Raw genomic sequence first — 13,588 nt, 5'->3', positions numbered from 1 at the left:
AGCTTGTGATGGAAATCGCCATTGTTGTTGCTGCTATTATCGTGTTATTATTGCTCATTACTATGGCGAAAATGCATCCGTTTGTCGCACTCATTTTAGTGTCCGTCGGCGTCGGACTGGCGATGGGCATGCCGCTTATCGCGCCGTCTCCGGAAACGCCGGGCATCATTGACTCGATCAAGGCGGGGCTTGGCAACACGCTCGGCTTTTTGGCGATCGTCTTGGCGCTCGGGACGATGCTCGGCAAAATGATGGCCGAATCAGGCGGCGCCGAGCGCATTGCGAAAACGTTGATCGACCGCTTTGGCCAAAAACGCGTCCATTGGGCGATGATGGTCGTCGCCTTTTTAGTCGGCATTCCGGTCTTTTTCCAAGTCGGGTTTGTCTTGCTTATTCCGCTCGTCTTTACGATCGCGATGGAAACGGGCATTTCACTTGTGACGATCGGCATTCCGCTTGTCGCTGGTTTGTCTGTCGTGCATGGGCTTGTCCCGCCGCACCCAGCCGCGATGGCGGCAGTCGGCATTTTTAAGGCGGATGTCGGAAAAACGATTCTTTACTCGATCATCGTCGGCTTGCCGACCGCCATTATTGCCGGTCCGCTGTATGGCAAATGGATCGGTTCGCGCCTGCACAAAACAGTGCCGGCGGAGATTGCCGAACAGCTTGTGCAGCATAAAGAAGCACGTGAGCTTCCTGGCTTTGGCAATACGCTGTTCACGATTTTGCTTCCGGTCATTTTGATGTTGATTGCCTCTGTGGCAAACGTGACGCTTGATCAAAAGTCAGAAGCGGCGAAAGTGTTGCGCTTTATCGGCGACCCGATTGTTGCGCTCTTGATCGCGACGGTTTATTCGTTCTTCAGCTTAGGCTACGCCCGCGGCTTCAACCGCGACGCTGTCTTGAAATTTGCCAACGACTGCCTCGGCCCGGTCGCGAACATCCTGCTTGTCATCGGGGCGGGCGGCGCATTCAACAAAGTGCTGCTTGATTCCGGCATCGGCGAACAAATCGCGGAAGTGGCGAAACACTCGCACTTCTCTCCGCTCCTGTTAGGCTGGGGCATTGCGGCGCTCATTCGCGTAGCGACGGGATCGGCGACCGTCTCGATGATGACCGCTGCCGGCATCGTTGCCCCCATCGCGGCTACCATGCCGGGAACGAATATGGAACTGCTTGTCTTGGCGACCGGCGCGGGTTCGTTGATCTTGTCGCACGTCAATGACTCCGGCTTCTGGATGATCAAAGAATATTTCGGCATGACGGTGAAAGAAACGCTCATGACATGGACAGTCATGGAAACGATTATTTCGGTGGTGGCGTTTGTCTTCATTTTGTTATTGAATATGGTTCTCTAGCCTTTTCCAGGCAAGACGCTCGTTTTTAGAAGAACGGGCGTCTTATTTTTATATGTCCTTTTGTTATATTTTGTATTATAATTATGTAATAAAAAATGACATAAGGAGTGACGCCTGTTGATTTTTGCGAGACGTGCGGAACGAAAAATAAAGCGCGAACTGGATCAGCCTCGACGTGAGGAAACGCAGGGAGGACCGCAACAAATTGCAAGGCAAATTGTTGTGGCGGTTGATCAGCTCAAAGCAGCGATGGAACAGATGAAGATGGCGGCACTTTCGCTGAATGACATTTCCGATTCAAGCCGGAATAGTGCGGCAGAGCTGATGGACCATAGCGAGAAAACGGTGGAGTATACGGAAAAAGTGGCGAACAAAATGCGAACAATCGAGGAGGCGGCTAGGGAAATCGCTGCATCTTCGCGTGATATGTATGCGAGCAGCCAGCAGTTTTCCGAACATTGGCTGCATTCATGGAATTCATTGGAGACGTTGCAAAAAGAAATTCGAACACTGCGCTCCCACCATGAAACGTTATTGGAACAAATGGACCATCTCGTTCATCATTCGCGACGCATCAATGAAATTATATCAGCGATCGGCGAGATTTCGCAGAAAACGAAAATTTTGTCGCTCAATGCCAATATTGAGGCGGCTCGTGCGGGAGAACATGGGCGCGGGTTTGCGGTCGTCGCGCGGGAAATCGGCATGTTGGCGAATCAAACGTCGGAAGCTGTCCAGCAAACGCAAGACATTTTGTCGCTCATTCAACGCGAAATCGCAGCGACGACCGATATCGTTCGCGAAGAAACAAAGCAAATCGATGTCGAAGAAAAAGAGATGGAAGCGATTATGGCGTTCCTTCATTCGTTGCAGCGGCAGCTGAATGATATGACGGACCTCGTCTCCTCTTCTGTCCAGTCGGCGTCTGGACAGTCGGACAGTGTGAAAGAAATCGCCGGCCTGCTTGAAGAAATCGTGCAATTGAGCCGGGAAAATCAACGGTTTGTCGAGCGAGTGACTGCGGATATGAACGAACAGCACGAGAGCGTCGGACAGATTTTACGCATTAATGAAGCGCTGCAAAAGACAGCGGAGGAGCTGCAGCAAACGGTCGGACGTGATTGGATGAGAGAAACGATTTCTGTCGATGATGCGGTCGTGAAAAACACGATTCAGAAACTATCGGCTTTGCTTCAGTCAGCTCCGTTGGAACAAATGGATGAGGCCATGCATCAACGCGTGCTGGATCGATTTTTATCTGAGAATGGAGAGATTGAGGCTGTCTGGTCGAATCGTCTTGATGGGGCGTTTGTCTATTCGAATCCGCCGGCGGGCTTGGTCAACGCCAAAGTCCGGTCGTGGTTTCAGGAAGCTTGTAGAGGAACAGTGTATGTTTCCGATCCGTATGTATCGGCATTGACGAAACATCTTTGCGTCACGGTGTCCGCTCCCATTAGGGATCATAACGGTCAAATTGTCGGGGTCATTGGAGTGGATTTGTCGCTTGTGAAATGAACGCTGCCCCAAAAAGGTGCATGTGTGCCTTTTTGGGGCATGTTTTGTTTTTCGACCTGGCTGATTGGTCGGAAGATGATTGATAATAAATATAACAAAAATATGTAATAAAATATGACAAATATGTTGAGTCCGTGAAACGTGGGCCTTATACTGCTAATCAAGAACAAATCCTCAACGTGGAGAACATGCATCGCTTTTGAGGAACAAGGGAGGGATGCGCTCTTTTAGATGAACGAGGGGCAGGAATTCATCGATGTTTCAAATGAATAGGGGGAAGGGTGTGCGAATGAAACCAGCATTCATGTGGAAATTATGGCTGCTTTTATGCGTCAGTGTTTTTGCTCTTGGGGGATGTGCGGCGTCATCAGCAGTGGATCAAGCCAAAAACGAGAATCAAAATGATTCATCTTCGGCTGGCAAAGAAGGGGATGTGGTCAAAGTAGGAATCCTGCACTCGTTAAGCGGAACGATGGCCATCAGTGAAGTGTCGCTGCGCGATGCCGAGTTAATGGCCATTGAGGAAATCAATGCATCGGGCGGGCTGCTCAGCAAGAAGATTGAACCGGTTGTGGAAGATGGAGCGTCCGACTGGCCGACATTTGCCGAAAAGGCGAAAAAATTGCTGCAAAAAGATCAAGTGGCCGCCATTTTCGGCGGTTGGACATCGGCGAGCCGCAAGGCGATGCTTCCGGTTGTGGAGCAAAACAACGGGCTGCTTTGGTATCCGGTGCAATATGAAGGGATGGAGTCGTCTCCGAACATCTTTTACACTGGGGCGACGACGAATCAACAAATCGTTCCAGCGGTCAGCTGGCTCCTGAAAAACCGCGGCAAGACGTTTTTCTTGCTTGGATCGGATTACGTCTTTCCGCGGACAGCGAACAAAATCATCAAGGCCCAGTTGAAGGCCGAAGGTGGGCAAGTGGTCGGGGAAGAATATACGCCGCTCGGCCATACCGATTATAGCACCATTATCAGCAAAATCAAACAAGTGAAACCGGCTGTCGTCTTCAATACGCTCAACGGCGATAGCAATGTCGCCTTTTTCAAACAGTTGAAAGACGCTGGCATCACACCGAAAGACGTGACGGTGATGTCCGTCAGTATCGCGGAAGAAGAAATACGCGGGATCGGGCCGGATGTGTTGGCTGGTCACTTGGCTGTGTGGAACTATTTTCAGACGACCGATACACCGGAAAATAAGGCGTTTGTACAAAAGTATAAAGAAAAGTACGGGCAAGACCGCGTGACCGATGATCCGATTGAAGCGGCGTATACAGCCGTTCATTTATGGGCCGAAGCAGTGAAAAAAGCCGGCTCCTTTGATGTGGATCAAGTGAAAAAAGCGGCGGCCGGCCTTGAATACAAGGCGCCGGAAGGAACGGTGAAAATTGACGGGGAAACGCAGCATTTATGGAAAACGGTGCGCATTGGTGAAATCCAAGCGGACGGACAATTCAAAGAGTTATGGAATTCCGGTCAGCCGGTGAAGCCGGATCCGTATTTAAAAAGCTACCCATGGGGGAAAGGATTAAGTGAATAGTTGCATGGGGAGGAAGGCATGTCCTTCCTTCTTGCCCAGCGGACATGAGAGGGGGACGGCGATGTTTATTGACCAATTATTCAACGGGCTGAGCGTCGGTTCGATTTTGCTTTTGATCGCCATTGGGTTGGCGATCACCTTTGGATTGATGGGCGTCATCAATATGGCGCACGGTGAACTGATGATGGTCGGCGCGTACACAACCTACGTCATTCAACAAATCTTTGCCCATCATGCGCCGCAATCAGCGGGGATGTACTTTGTCATTGCCATTCCGTCGTCGTTTCTCATCGCTGCCTTGCTTGGGTGGGGGTTGGAAAAAAGCTTGATCCGCCATTTGTACCACCGCCCGCTGGACAGTTTGTTGGCGACATGGGGGATCAGTTTGATTTTGCAACAGACGGCCCGCCTCATCTTTGGGGCGCCCAACGTGGCGGTTGTGCCGCCAAGCTGGCTGGATGGTGGAATCCGCTTGTTTGGGGCGGTGTTTCCGTATAAACGGTTGTTTATTCTCTGTCTTGTATTGGCGATCGTGTTCTTTCTTTATATGTATTTAACGAGAACAAGAGCTGGCCGACGCATTCAGGCTGTCACCATGAACCGGCCGATGGCGGCCTGTCTCGGCATTGCCACGCAGAAAGTTGATGCATACTCGTTTGCGATCGGTTCAGGATTGGCGGGGGTGGCGGGATGTGCGTTGACCTTGCTTGGGCCGATTGGGCCGACGATCGGCACGTACTATATTGTCGATGCATTTATGGTCGTCATTTTAGGAGGAGTGGGAAAACTGGCTGGGACGCTGCTGGGAGCGTTTGGCCTCGGCTTAATCTCCACCTTTGTCGAATATTCCACAAGCGCCACCATCGCCAAAGTCATTGTGTTCGTTCTCATTATTGCGTTCTTGCAATGGAAACCGTCCGGTCTTCTTAGCTTGAGGACGCGGTCGCTCGATTGAGGGGAGGAAGCATCGTGAACAAACGTTGGGGATACTGGCTGTTTTTCGTTGCTTTGTTTTTGGCGCCATTTTATTTAACGGAGTTTCGCCTGTCTTTGCTTGGCAAATTTCTTTGCTTTGCCATCGTGGCGGTCGGCATTTCTCTCATTTGGGGATATACCGGCATTTTGAGCCTCGGCCATGGGGTGTATTTTGGATTGGGTGCTTATTGCATGGCGATGTATTTGAAGCTCGAAGCTTCGCGAGGGCATTTGCCTGATTTTATGGAGTGGAGCAGCGTGCGCGAACTGCCGTGGTTTTGGAAGCCGTTTGCGCATCCTGTCGTGGCCGTCATAGCAGCGATCGTCTTGCCTACATTGCTGGCTGCCCTATTAAGCTATTTCACGTTTAAAAATCGGATTCAAGGCGTCTATTTTTCTCTCCTTTCCCAGGCGGTTGTTGTCGTGTTTGTTACGCTGTTTATCGGCAAGCAAGAATGGACGGGTGGAACGAACGGCTTGACCAATTTTTCGACCGTGTTCGGCTTTTCGTTATCATCGCCGCTTACGCAAATTGTGTTGTATTGGCTGACAGCAGCTGTTCTTGCCCTCATTTTCGTTATGACGCGCCGTCTAACGACTGGTCGGCTAGGAAAAGTGCTCATTGCCATTCGCGACGCTGAAAATCGGGTTCGTTTTTTAGGGTTTAATCCGACCGTCTATAAAGTGTTTGTGTATAGTTTGTCAGCCGCCTTTGCCGGAGTGGCAGGCGCATTGTTTGTCCTGCAAGTCGGGCTCATTTCCCCGGAGATGATGGGGATTATTCCTTCAATCGAAATGGTGCTGTGGGCTGCTGTCGGCGGACGCCACTCGCTCATGGGCGCGATTATGGGCGCGATCGTCATGAACACGGCGAAAAGCTTTTTAAGCGAAAATTATCCAGATCTATGGCTGCTTTTGTTAGGCGCCTTGTTTGTCGTTGTTGTGCTGTTTGTTCCGAAGGGATTGGCGGGCATTTATGAATCGCTCGCTGCCGTTCGCATCAAAGAAAAAAGGGGGCATGAATGTGAAGCCCGTGTTGATGTGTCGTGACGTCGTCGTTGACTTCGATGGATTTCGCGCTTTGCAAGGCGTCGATCTCGCGGTTTACCCCCATGAAGTGCGATTTTTGATCGGTCCGAACGGAGCGGGAAAAACGACGCTGCTCGATGTCATTTGCGGGCGGACGAGAGCGACGGACGGGCGGGTGCTGTTTTTTTTCCATGACATCACGCAACGGCCGGAATATGAGATCGTGCAAATAGGCATCGCCCGGAAGTTTCAAAGCCCTTCCATTTTTCCGTTTTTGACGGTGTGGGAAAATATGGAGTTAGCCATGCGACAAGATCGGCGTCTGCGTTCCGTTTTGCGGGCGAAGTTGACTGGAGAAGAGAAAGAAATGATGGCAGCACAGCTAGAGAAAATTGGATTGCTCGATGAACGTCATCGCTTAGCGGGCTCACTGTCTCATGGCCAAAAGCAGTGGTTGGAAATCGGCATGCAGCTCATTCAGCGTCCGCAGCTCCTCCTATTGGATGAGCCGATCGCCGGCATGAGTGCGGCGGAGCGGGAGCGCACGGGGGAATGGCTCCATGAAATGGCCGAACATTGTGCGGTCATTATTGTCGAGCATGATATGGACTTTGTCCGCCGCTATTCCAAACAAGTGACAGTCATGCATGAAGGAAAAGTATTGTGCGAAGGATCGATGGATGAAGTGCAGCAAAACGAACAAGTGATCGATGTGTACCTTGGAAGGGGGAAAAACGCGTGCTGCGCCTCCGGGATGTAACGGCTGGCTATGACGGAAGTGTGGTGCTCGATCATGTTGACATGGATGTTCCTCTTGGTCGGGTGACGGCGGTGTTGGGCAGAAACGGGGTTGGAAAAACGACGTTGATGAAAACGATCATCGGGTTGATTCGCCCGATGTCAGGCGTCATCGAATGGGAGGGGGAAGATATCACGCGATGGCCGCCGGAGCGGCGGGCGCGAGCGGGGATCGGCTATGTGCCGCAAGGGAGGGAAATTTTTTCGGCGTTGACGGTGGAGGAAAATATTCTTCTCGGGCTGGAAGCGCAGGCCGAAAAAGTCCGTCCCCAGCCGACCCTTGATGAAATGTACGCGCTGTTCCCGATTTTAAAAGAGATGCGCCAGCGAAAAGGAGGAGATTTAAGCGGCGGACAGCAGCAACAGCTGGCCATTGCCCGCGCGTTGGCCGGCCGGCCGAAACTGCTCTTGCTTGATGAACCGATGGAAGGCATTCAGCCCTCGATCGTTGCGTTGATTCATGATGCGATTATGAAAATTGCCAAAGAAAAGCAGGTTGGCATCATATTGGTCGAACATAACGTGGAGCTGGCGTTTTCTTGTGCTGATCGTTTCTATATTTTGGATCGCGGCGCTGTCGTGGCGAAAGGGGATGTCGATGGGGCTGATTTGACTTATATTCAATCGTTTCTTGCTGTTTAAGCAGCAGACAGCGGTGTTAGCGAATGAGAGATTTTTTGAACCTGCGAGTATAGGCGGGAGCATTCAAGAGGGGGGAAGAGATGAGTGAAACTGACTCCGCGTGAACAGGAAAAGCTGCTGATCGTCGTTGCCGCTGATTTGGCGCGCCGCCGGAAAGAGCGGGGCTTGAAGCTAAATTATCCGGAAGCGGTGGCGCTCATTACGTATGAACTGATGGAAGGAGCCCGCGACGGGCGGACGGTGGCGGAGTTGATGCAATACGGCGCAACGATTTTGACGCGCGATGATGTGATGGAAGGCGTCGCTGACATGATCGACGAGATTCAAGTCGAGGCGACGTTTCCGGACGGCACGAAACTCGTCACGGTCCACCAGCCGATCCGGTCGTAATAGCGCCGGCCGATTCCGATGAAGGTGGATAAAGGAGTGATCTTATGATCCCAGGAGAATACCGATTGCGCGACGAACCGATTGTGTGCAACCGGCAAAAGCCGGTTACGAAGCTGACGGTCATAAACCGCGGCGACCGCCCGGTGCAGGTCGGTTCCCATTTTCACTTTTTTGAAGTCAATTCGTTTCTCGAATTTGACCGACAGGCCGCATACGGAAAACATTTGAACATCCCAGCCGGGACAGCGGTCCGTTTTGAACCCGGGGATGTGAAGCAAGTGGAGCTCGTCCCGTTCTCCGGCAAGCGCCGGGTGTACGGACTAAACAATATGGTCAACGGTCCGCTTGATGACAACGGGAAGGAGGGAGCAAGAGAATGAGTTTTTCCATGTCAAGACGGCAATACGCGGATATGTTTGGACCGACGACCGGGGACTGCATCCGGTTGGCGGACACAGACTTATGGATTGAAATTGAGCATGACTATACCGTTTACGGCGATGAAGTGAAATTCGGCGGCGGGAAGGTGATTCGCGACGGGATGGGGCAGCATCCGCTCGCTGTCCGCGACGAAGCGGTCGATTTAGTGTTGACGAACGCCGTCATCGTTGATTACACCGGCATTTACAAAGCCGATATCGGGGTCAAAGATGGAAACATCGCCGCCATCGGCAAGGCGGGGAATCCGCTGTTAATGGACGGCGTCAATATTGTCATCGGCGCCTCAACGGAAGTGATCGCGGCCGAAGGGAAAATCGTGACCGCTGGAGGAGTGGATGCCCATATCCATTTCATTTGCCCGCAGCAAATCGAAACCGCCCTGTCATCCGGCATTACGACGATGATTGGCGGCGGGACCGGGCCGGCGACCGGAACGAATGCCACGACGTGCACGCCGGGAGAGTGGAATATTTACCGGATGCTTGAAGCCGCCGAAGCGTTCCCAATGAATCTTGGGTTTTTAGGAAAAGGCAACGCGTCGGCGAAAGAGCCGATCGCGGAGCAAGTGCGCGCGGGCGCGGTGGGACTTAAGCTTCATGAAGACTGGGGAACGACGGCGGCAGCGATTGATGCGTGCTTGCAAGTGGCTGATGAGTACGATGTGCAAGTCGCCATTCATACCGATACGTTGAATGAAGGCGGGTTTGTCGAGCATACACTGAAGGCCATTAACGGACGTGTCATCCATACATACCATACGGAAGGGGCGGGAGGCGGACATGCGCCCGATATTATGAAAGTCGCCAGCTTCCCGAACATTTTGCCTTCTTCCACGAACCCGACGCGGCCGTATACGAAAAACACGCTCGATGAGCATTTAGATATGTTAATGGTGTGTCATCATTTAGATCCGTCCGTTCCAGAAGACATTGCCTTTGCTGATTCGCGCATCCGCAAAGAAACGATCGCGGCAGAAGACATTTTGCACGACATCGGCGCCTTCAGCATGATCAGTTCCGACTCGCAAGCGATGGGACGGGTCGGTGAAGTCATTTTACGTACGTGGCAAACGGCCGACAAAATGAAAAAACAGTTTGGCCGCTTGCCGGAGGAAACGGGGCGAGGCGATAATGTCCGCGTCAAACGGTACGTAGCCAAATATACGATCAACCCGGCTATCACTCATGGCATCGCGGAGTATGTCGGGTCAGTCGAAGTCGGAAAATTCGCAGATTTGGTCGTTTGGCATCCCGCTTTTTTCGGGGTCAAGCCTGAGCTCGTCATCAAAGGCGGGATGATCGCCTACAGCGTGATGGGCGACCCGAACGCCAGCATTCCGACGCCGCAGCCCGCTCTGTACCGCCCGATGTTCGCCAACTATGGCGCCGCCGTCGCGAAAACGTCCATTACGTTTTTGTCCAAAGCGGCGTTCGAATGCGGCGTCCCTGACAAACTGCGATTGCACAAAATCGTCAAACCGGTTGGAAACATTCGTTCGTTAACGAAACACGATATGGTGTTCAACAACGCCATGCCTCAAATCGATGTCGATCCGCAAACGTATGAAGTGAAGGTCGATGGGCGGCTCATCACGTGCGAACCGGCTGAAGTTGTGGCCATGGCGCAACGATATTTTCTGTTTTGAGGTGATGATGATGATTGTAGAAACGGTTATCGGCAACATTCGAGCTCTTTCTTCTCTCCCCCCGCACATCGAACGGGTGTACATGCCAAGCGATGATTTAGTAAAACGAATTCAGCGGGTGGTGACCGACCATGGGAGGGAGATTGGCATTCGCTTGAAAGAAGCGAAAGAATTGGTAGACGGAGATGTGTTATGGATGGATGAGCATAATGCCATTGTCGTATCCGTTCTTCCCGATGATTTGCTTGTCATCCAGCCTGTTTCCATGAAACAAATGGGGGAGATTGCTCATCAGCTCGGCAACCGCCACTTGCCCGCCCAATTCGAGGAAGGGGAAATGCTCGTCCAATACGACTATTTAGTCGAAGAGCTGCTCCAGCAACTCGGCATCCCGTACAAGAGGGAAAAACGGAAAGTAAAACAAGCGTTCCGCCATATCGGGCATCGCCATGACTGACCAACAGTTGTTGTGGCTGCTGCAGCTCTCCGATTCGAATTTTCCGTCTGGAGCATTTTCCCATTCCTTTGGGTTTGAAACATACATGTACAATGAACAAATTTGCGATGCCAAAACGTTTGGCGATGTGCTTGTCGCTTATATTCAGACCCAGCTGACGTATACGGATGGATTGGCGTGCCGGATCGCCTATGAGCAGTTGGAAGTCGACCGTATGGAAGGACTGCGGCGGCTGAACGACACGCTGTTTGCTCTCTGCTTGGCGAAGGAAACGCGAGAAGGAACGAGAATGATTGGGGGGCGCTTATGGAAACTGTGCCGCGACATTTACGGAGTCGATGAATTGGATGAGATCGTGCAAACGACGCGGTCCATTCATCCGGCCATTGTGTTTGCGGCGGTTGGCCGCAAAATCGGAGCAGCCAAACAAACGACGGTGCTGACGTATTTGTTTGCTTCCGTACAAACGATGGTGCAAAACGCGGTCCGCGGCATCCCCCTCGGTCAAACGGACGGGCAAAAGCTTCTTGTCATGGTGCAGCCATATTTGATTCATGCCGCAAGCATCATCGAGACGCTCGACGAAGAGGAGCTCGGAGCGGCAGCCGTTGGTCTGGAAATTGCACAAATGCAGCATGAACGTCTTCCTGTTCGATTGTTTATGTCGTAAATCTTGTTTGACGTGGAACGAAAGAAGGACAGAGAAGGGAGAATCCAGAATGGAACCGGTACGAATCGGCATCGGCGGCCCGGTCGGCGCCGGCAAAACGATGCTTGTCGAGAAGCTGACGCGGGCGATGCATCGCCGCTTTAGCATCGCGGTCATTACGAATGATATTTATACAAAAGAAGATGCCCAATTTTTAATCAAACACAGCGTTCTGCCGGAAGATCGGATTATCGGCGTCGAAACGGGCGGGTGCCCGCATACGGCCATTCGCGAAGACGCATCAATGAATTTTGCGGCCATTGATGAACTGAAACGGCGCCATCCAGATGTGGAACTCATTTTGATCGAGAGCGGCGGCGATAACTTGGCGGCGACCTTCAGCCCGGAGTTGGTCGATTTCTCCATTTATGTCATCGACGTCGCCCAAGGGGAGAAAATTCCGCGCAAAGGCGGGCAAGGGATGATTAAGTCGGATTTGCTCGTGATCAACAAAATCGACCTTGCCCCTTACGTCGGCGCCAGTCTGGAAGTGATGGAACGGGACGCCAAAGCAGCGCGAGGGGCGAAGCCGGTCATTTTTACGAATTTAAAAGAAGAGATTGGTCTTTTTGACGTTGTGGATTGGATCGAAAAACAGGTGCTGCTGGCAGGGCTGGAAGAATGAGCTGGACGGGGCGTTTGCGATGTACAGCGGTCGTGAAAAACGGCCGCACCGTCATTTTGGACAACTATAGTGAAGGGGCGCTGAAACTGATGCGTCCTGTTTACCTCGACCCGGCTCATCCGACGTTATATCTTGTCCACGTGGGCGGCGGGTATGTCGATGGGGATTCATATGATATGGAAATCTTCCTCGAGCCCAGCGCCCGGTTGATGGTGACGACCCAGTCGGCGGCGAAAATCTACAAAACTCCTTCAACGCCTGTAAGGCAGTATACACGATTGTCACTTGGGGAGCAAAGCGTACTTGAATATTTCCCCGACCCGACGATCGCCTATGAGCATGCGCGCTTTTATCAAGAAACGACGGTGTACATCACGCCAAGCTCCACGTTCGTTTATGGCGAAATCATCACACCTGGATGGTCGGAAAGCGGCGAGCTGTTCCGCTATGATTGGATTCGCTCGAAACTGAAGGTGTATCAAGACGAGGCGCTCGTTCTGTTTGATCATCTGTACTTGGACTCGCGGCAGCACTTAACGAGCATGCTGCAGCTCGGCGGCTACACGCATGTCGGATCATTCGTGGCTCTTTCTCCGTTTATCACAAAGGAAGTGTTAGAACAGTTCAACCAGTTCATGGAAGAGATGCCGCAAGAGGTTCGCTGCGGTTTTTCAGCGGCGGCCGTTCCAGGCTTTTCTGTACGTATATTGGCGTATGAAACATCGGTCATCGAAGCGATATTCCAACGCGTCCAACAGTTCATTCGCCAACAATGCGGTGAGAAAGCGCCAGTCTGCTGGAGGAAATATTGAGAAGGGAAAGGATGAAGACAATGGGATCGATATGGCCTGTGCTCTTGTTTGGATTGTTGCTAGGAATGAAGCATGCGACGGAACCGGATCACGTCATTGCCGTTTCGACCATTGCCAGCCGGACGAAAAAACTGTCCCTTTCATCGCTGGCCGGCATGTTTTGGGGAATCGGCCATACGTTGACGCTGCTTGTCGTCGGGATGGCGATGATCGCCTTTGAGCGGCAAATTCCTGAACAGATTGCTTCTTATCTTGAAATGGGCGTCGGCATCATGATCGTTATTCTAGGAATTGCTAGTTTCCGTTCGACAATGAGGCTGGATCATCGTCACCAAGGCGATATTCATCATTTGCATGTGAAATCGACATTGATCGGCATCGTCCACGGTTTAGCCGGCAGCGCAGGAATGGTGTTGTTGACGATGACGACGGTCAAAGGAACTTGGATGGCTCTTGCTTTTATTTTGATTTTTGGCCTAGGAACGGTCATCGGCATGATGCTGTTCACGACGTTTCTCGGGATTCCGTTTGTTTGGATGAAAGCGAAACAGCAAGTCATGAATCAATGGATCGTGAAAACCGTCTCCCTCATCAGCATCGCCTATGGGGTCTATTACATGTATCATATCGCCGCCGAAATTTGACG

Annotated in this window: 15 protein-coding genes; all 15 read left to right on the top strand. The window is 51.9% G+C overall.

Annotation, left to right across the window (positions count from 1 at the left end; all coding sequences use genetic code 11):
* Positions 1-8: 8 nt before the first annotated feature.
* The 15 genes from IC804_RS01625 to IC804_RS01555 all read left to right on the top strand — a co-directional run bounded on the left by IC804_RS01625 (position 9) and on the right by IC804_RS01555 (position 13,586).
* Positions 9-1,358 carry a GntP family permease gene (locus tag IC804_RS01625; RefSeq protein WP_020960061.1) on the top strand — a complete coding sequence of 450 codons (1,350 nt, stop codon included), beginning with the start codon at positions 9-11 and terminating at the stop codon, positions 1,356-1,358.
* Positions 1,359-1,475: 117 nt separating this feature from the next.
* On the top strand, positions 1,476-2,873 hold the full coding sequence (locus tag IC804_RS01620) for a methyl-accepting chemotaxis protein (RefSeq protein ID WP_081157268.1): 1,398 nt from the start codon (positions 1,476-1,478) through the stop codon (positions 2,871-2,873).
* A 289-nt stretch (positions 2,874-3,162) separates the two neighbouring features.
* Positions 3,163-4,419: an urea ABC transporter substrate-binding protein gene (gene urtA / locus IC804_RS01615; protein ID WP_050367343.1), complete on the top strand. Its 1,257-nt coding sequence runs from the start codon at positions 3,163-3,165 to the stop codon at positions 4,417-4,419.
* A gap of 61 nt (positions 4,420-4,480) precedes the next feature.
* Positions 4,481-5,374 (top strand): urea ABC transporter permease subunit UrtB, encoded by an 894-nt coding sequence (urtB, locus tag IC804_RS01610; RefSeq protein WP_020960058.1) that lies wholly within the window; start codon positions 4,481-4,483, stop codon positions 5,372-5,374.
* Between the two features lie 11 nt (positions 5,375-5,385).
* On the top strand, positions 5,386-6,444 hold the full coding sequence (gene urtC / locus IC804_RS01605) for an urea ABC transporter permease subunit UrtC (RefSeq protein WP_081157276.1): 1,059 nt from the start codon (positions 5,386-5,388) through the stop codon (positions 6,442-6,444).
* Entirely contained in the window at positions 6,419-7,183 is a 765-nt protein-coding gene (gene urtD / locus IC804_RS01600; RefSeq protein ID WP_020960056.1) for an urea ABC transporter ATP-binding protein UrtD, read from the top strand. Before urtC ends, urtD begins: the two co-directional genes overlap by 26 nt.
* Positions 7,162-7,863: an urea ABC transporter ATP-binding subunit UrtE gene (gene urtE / locus IC804_RS01595; RefSeq protein WP_020960055.1), complete on the top strand. Its 702-nt coding sequence runs from the start codon at positions 7,162-7,164 to the stop codon at positions 7,861-7,863. Before urtD ends, urtE begins: the two co-directional genes overlap by 22 nt.
* Before the next feature lie 84 nt (positions 7,864-7,947).
* Positions 7,948-8,253 carry an urease subunit gamma gene (ureA, locus tag IC804_RS01590; protein WP_020755308.1) on the top strand — a complete coding sequence of 102 codons (306 nt, stop codon included), beginning with the start codon at positions 7,948-7,950 and terminating at the stop codon, positions 8,251-8,253.
* Between the two features lie 44 nt (positions 8,254-8,297).
* Positions 8,298-8,633 carry an urease subunit beta gene (locus IC804_RS01585; protein ID WP_081157269.1) on the top strand — a complete coding sequence of 112 codons (336 nt, stop codon included), beginning with the start codon at positions 8,298-8,300 and terminating at the stop codon, positions 8,631-8,633.
* Complete coding sequence (ureC, locus tag IC804_RS01580; protein ID WP_081157270.1) at positions 8,630-10,339, top strand: urease subunit alpha; 1,710 nt, start codon at positions 8,630-8,632, stop codon at positions 10,337-10,339. Before IC804_RS01585 ends, ureC begins: the two co-directional genes overlap by 4 nt.
* Positions 10,340-10,349: 10 nt before the next feature.
* Positions 10,350-10,796 (top strand): urease accessory protein UreE, encoded by a 447-nt coding sequence (gene ureE, locus IC804_RS01575; protein WP_020960052.1) that lies wholly within the window; start codon positions 10,350-10,352, stop codon positions 10,794-10,796.
* Positions 10,789-11,466, top strand: coding sequence for an urease accessory protein UreF (locus IC804_RS01570; protein ID WP_023633742.1), 678 nt, complete (start codon positions 10,789-10,791; stop codon positions 11,464-11,466). The genes ureE and IC804_RS01570 overlap by 8 nt, the downstream gene beginning before the upstream one ends.
* Positions 11,467-11,515: 49 nt before the next feature.
* A complete protein-coding gene (gene ureG / locus IC804_RS01565) occupies positions 11,516-12,130 on the top strand; it encodes an urease accessory protein UreG (RefSeq protein WP_011231413.1) in 615 nt (204 codons plus the stop codon).
* A complete protein-coding gene (locus IC804_RS01560) occupies positions 12,127-12,942 on the top strand; it encodes an urease accessory protein UreD (RefSeq protein WP_011231412.1) in 816 nt (271 codons plus the stop codon). The genes ureG and IC804_RS01560 overlap by 4 nt, the downstream gene beginning before the upstream one ends.
* A gap of 20 nt (positions 12,943-12,962) precedes the next feature.
* Complete coding sequence (locus IC804_RS01555; protein ID WP_020960050.1) at positions 12,963-13,586, top strand: urease accessory protein UreH; 624 nt, start codon at positions 12,963-12,965, stop codon at positions 13,584-13,586.
* Positions 13,587-13,588 lie beyond the last annotated feature (2 nt).

Source organism: Geobacillus sp. 47C-IIb, assembly GCF_014679705.1.
GTDB classification, from domain to species: Bacteria; Bacillota; Bacilli; order Bacillales; family Anoxybacillaceae; genus Geobacillus; species Geobacillus thermodenitrificans.
Note: the sequence above shows the minus strand (reverse complement) of the source record. Positions and strands in the feature narration are given on the sequence as shown.

Excerpts from the sequence above, each read along its gene's own strand:
- urtA (WP_050367343.1), top strand. The coding sequence starts at position 3,163 with ATGAAACCAGCATTCATGTGGAAATTATGGCTGCTTTTATGCGTCAGT.
- IC804_RS01585 (WP_081157269.1), top strand. The coding sequence starts at position 8,298 with ATGATCCCAGGAGAATACCGATTGCGCGACGAACCGATTGTGTGCAAC.
- IC804_RS01625 (WP_020960061.1), top strand. The coding sequence starts at position 9 with ATGGAAATCGCCATTGTTGTTGCTGCTATTATCGTGTTATTATTGCTC.
- ureE (WP_020960052.1), top strand. The coding sequence starts at position 10,350 with ATGATTGTAGAAACGGTTATCGGCAACATTCGAGCTCTTTCTTCTCTC.
- urtB (WP_020960058.1), top strand. The coding sequence starts at position 4,481 with ATGTTTATTGACCAATTATTCAACGGGCTGAGCGTCGGTTCGATTTTG.
- ureC (WP_081157270.1), top strand. The coding sequence starts at position 8,630 with ATGAGTTTTTCCATGTCAAGACGGCAATACGCGGATATGTTTGGACCG.
- IC804_RS01560 (WP_011231412.1), top strand. The coding sequence starts at position 12,127 with ATGAGCTGGACGGGGCGTTTGCGATGTACAGCGGTCGTGAAAAACGGC.
- IC804_RS01570 (WP_023633742.1), top strand. The coding sequence starts at position 10,789 with ATGACTGACCAACAGTTGTTGTGGCTGCTGCAGCTCTCCGATTCGAAT.
- IC804_RS01555 (WP_020960050.1), top strand. The coding sequence starts at position 12,963 with ATGGGATCGATATGGCCTGTGCTCTTGTTTGGATTGTTGCTAGGAATG.
- ureG (WP_011231413.1), top strand. The coding sequence starts at position 11,516 with ATGGAACCGGTACGAATCGGCATCGGCGGCCCGGTCGGCGCCGGCAAA.